We start from the raw sequence: 633 nt of genomic DNA, 5'->3' as shown, positions 1-633 counted from the left end.
GGTGGGAGGACAGACGGCCTCGGACGTGGACGCGACAGCGTTCGTGAAGCAGCACACGCCCGCGGCGGTGGGGTTCGTGATGGGGATGACGTGCGTGGTCCTCTTCGTGCTCCTGCGCTCCGTGGTGCTGCCGCTCAAGGCGCTCCTGATGAACCTGCTGTCCCTGGCGGGCTCGTTCGGGGCGCTGGTGTGGATCTTCCAGGAGGGGCACCTGCACCGGCTCTTGCGCTTCGAGCCCGGCCCCATCGAACCGTCGCTGCCCATCCTGTTGTTCTGCGCCCTGTTCGGTCTGTCCATGGACTACGAGGTGCTGCTGCTCAGCCGCATCCGCGAGGAGTGGCTGCGCACGGGGGACAACACCCACGCGGTGGCCGAAGGGCTGGAGCAGACGGGCGGACTCATCACCAGCGCGGCGGCCATCATGGTGGCTGTGTTCGCGGCCTTTTCGCTGGCGTCGGTGGTGGTGGTGAAGGCGATGGGGTTGGGCATGGCCATCGCGGTGGCGCTGGATGCCACGCTGGTCCGGGTGCTCATCGTCCCCTCGATGATGCGCCTCATGGGGGACCTGAACTGGTGGGGCCCCGGCCATTCCGGAGGCTCGCGTGCGCGGGTGAAGGGGCTGTCTCTTATACA

The 633-nt window shown here is 67.8% G+C and carries 1 protein-coding gene; it reads left to right on the top strand.

The genetic code is table 11. The features are described 5' to 3' along the window. A partial coding sequence (locus D7Y13_RS42015) for an MMPL family transporter (protein ID WP_147452671.1) occupies window positions 1-633 on the top strand: 633 nt, incomplete at both ends.

Origin of the sequence: Corallococcus praedator, from assembly GCF_003612125.1 — a bacterium.
Classification (GTDB): Bacteria; Myxococcota; Myxococcia; order Myxococcales; family Myxococcaceae; genus Corallococcus; species Corallococcus praedator.
This window is presented reverse-complemented; position numbering and strand designations above follow the sequence as displayed.